This window comes from Streptomyces sp. YIM 98790, assembly GCF_011421595.1.
Lineage (GTDB): Bacteria > Actinomycetota > Actinomycetes > Streptomycetales > Streptomycetaceae > Streptomyces.
Genome location: NZ_WTLH01000349.1, coordinates 1 through 2,608 on the forward strand (window position 1 = coordinate 1; position 2,608 = coordinate 2,608).

The window sequence follows — 2,608 nt, forward strand, 5'->3', positions numbered from 1 at the left end:
CGGCCGCCGCGGCCCGCCCCCCGCGCGGGCCGCGGACCTGGGCGGGGCGCCTGCGGCGGGCCTGGGACCGGCCGCTGACCGCCTATTACGTGCTGCTGGGCACCGGCCTGCTGATCACCCTGCTCGGCCTGGTGATGGTCTTCTCCGCCTCCCAGATCCAGGCCCTGGCCGACGACCTGCCCGCCACCTACTACTTCCGCAAGCAGCTCGCCGCCGCCGCGCTCGGCACCGTCCTGCTGCTGATCGCCTCCCGGATGCCGGTGAAGCTGCTGCGCGCGCTCACCTACCCCTTCCTGCTGGGCACCGTCGGCATGCTGGTCCTGGTCCAGGTTCCCGGCATCGGCGTCACCATCAACGGCTCCACCAACTGGATCCCGGTGGCCGGGCCGTTCATGCTCCAGCCCAGCGAGTTCGGCAAGCTCGCCCTGGTGCTGTGGGGCGCCGATCTGCTGGCCCGCAAGGGGGAGCGGCGGCTGCTGGTCCAGTGGCGTCATCTGCTGATCCCGCTGGTCCCCGGCGGCCTGCTGATCTCCGGTCTGGTGCTGTTCGGCGGCGACCTGGGCACCGTGATGATCCTGATCGCCATCCTGTTCGGGCTGCTGTGGCTGGCCGGGGCCCCGCTGCGGCTGTTCGCCGCCGCCCTGGTGCTGGCCGGCGGCCTGGTGGCGATGCTGATCGCGGTCGCGCCGCACCGGACGGAGCGCCTGGACTGCGTGCTGGCCGAGCCCACCGCCGTGGACCAGTGCTGGCAGGCGCTGCACGGCCTCTACGCCTTCGCCTCCGGCGGCTGGTTCGGCTCCGGACTCGGGGCGAGCGTGGAGAAATGGGGTGAACTCCCCGAACCCCACACCGACTTCATCTTCGCGATCGCCGGGGAGGAGCTGGGCCTGGCCGGGACACTGTCGGTGCTCGGTCTCTTCGCGGCTCTAGGCTATGCGGGTATCCGCGTGGCCGGACGCACGGAGGATGCCTTCGTCAGGTATGCCGCGGGAGGGGTGACCACCTGGCTCATGGCCCAGGCGGTCATCAACATCGGCGCCGTCCTCGGACTGCTGCCGATCGCCGGAGTGCCCCTCCCGCTGTTCTCCTACGGCGGCTCCGCCCTGCTGCCCACCATGTTCGCCGTGGGGCTGCTGATCGCGTTCGCGCGCAGCGACCCGGCGGCCCGTGCCGCCCTGGCCGCGCGGGGGCGGCCCGCCGGCAAGAAGAAGCCGGCCGGGCTCAGATGGACCACGATGAGACGGCGGGCCAAGCAACCGCCGTCCGGAGAGCGGTGAATTTCGGTGCATGTCGTACTCGCCGGCGGGGGGACCGCCGGTCACATCGAGCCCGCGCTCGCCCTCGCGGACGCCCTGCGCAGGCAGGACCCGACCACCGGGATCACGGCGCTCGGCACGGAACGCGGGCTGGAGACCCGGCTGGTGCCGGAGCGCGGTTACGAACTCGCCCTGATCCCGGCGGTGCCGCTGCCCCGCAGGCCCACCCCGGAGCTGATCACCGTGCCGGGGCGGCTGCGCGGCACGGTCAAGGCCGCCGAGCAGGTGCTGGAACGCACCAAGGCCGATGCGCTGGTCGGCTTCGGCGGCTATGTGGCGCTGCCCGGCTACCTGGCCGCCAAGCGGCTCGGCGTTCCCATCGTGGTGCACGAGGCCAACGCCCGGCCCGGGCTGGCCAACCGGATCGGCGCCCGCTACACCCGCTACGTGGGCGTGGCCACCCCGGACAGCAAGCTGCGGCACGCCCGCTACATCGGCATCCCGCTGCGCCGCTCCATCGCCGCCCTGGACCGGGGGGCGGCCCGGGCCGAGGCGCGCGCCGCGTTCGGCCTCGATCCCACGCTGCCCACCCTGCTGGTCTCCGGCGGCTCACAGGGCGCCCGCCGGCTGAACGAGGTCGTCCAGTCGGTGGCCCCCACGCTCCAGCGTTCCGGCATCCAGATCCTGCACGCGGTCGGCCCCAAGAACGAGCTGCCGCCCACCGACAACATGCCCGGCATGCCGCCCTACCTGCCGGTGCCGTACCTGGACCGGATGGATCTGGCCTATGCCGCGGCCGACATGATGCTCTGCCGGGCCGGCGCCATGACCGTCGCCGAGCTCTCCGCGGTCGGTCTCCCCGCCGCCTACGTCCCCCTGCCGATCGGCAACGGCGAGCAGCGGCTGAACGCCCAGCCCGTGGTCCGGGCCGGCGGCGGACTGCTGGTGGACGACGCCGAGCTGACGGCGCAGTGGCTGATGGAGAACGTGGTCCCGGTGCTGACCGACCCCGGCCGGCTGCTGACCATGTCCCGCGCCGCGGCGGAGTTCGGCCGCCGCGACGCGGACGACCTGCTCGTCGCCATGGTGTACGAGGCCATCGCCGCCGGGCGCGGCTGACTCGGCCGGCCCCTGCCGCTCCCGGACCGCCCGCCCCGGGGACCGGCGGTCCGGGAGCGGCGCGCCGGACGGGTTCCTGCGGCGGCGCCCGCGGGAGCGGCTGCGGGCGGTGGCCGGAGCGGGGCAGTAGGGTGGCGGCGTCCCCGGGCGGCCGAGGGCGCCCGCACGGAACGGGAACGACGGGAACGGGGAAGGTGGCGAGTGCGCGGAGAGGTGGGAGCGGCACGGGCTCC

At 74.3% G+C, this 2,608-nt stretch carries 2 protein-coding genes; both read left to right on the forward strand.

Annotated elements, in window-relative coordinates; all coding sequences use genetic code 11:
* On the forward strand, positions 1-1,277 hold a 1,277-nt coding region (gene ftsW / locus GQS09_RS27870; RefSeq protein WP_165990293.1), incomplete at its 5' end, for a putative lipid II flippase FtsW.
* 6 nt (positions 1,278-1,283) lie between these two features.
* Positions 1,284-2,375 (forward strand): undecaprenyldiphospho-muramoylpentapeptide beta-N-acetylglucosaminyltransferase, encoded by a 1,092-nt coding sequence (gene murG, locus GQS09_RS27875; protein ID WP_165990294.1) that lies wholly within the window; start codon positions 1,284-1,286, stop codon positions 2,373-2,375.
* Positions 2,376-2,608: the final 233 nt, after the last annotated feature.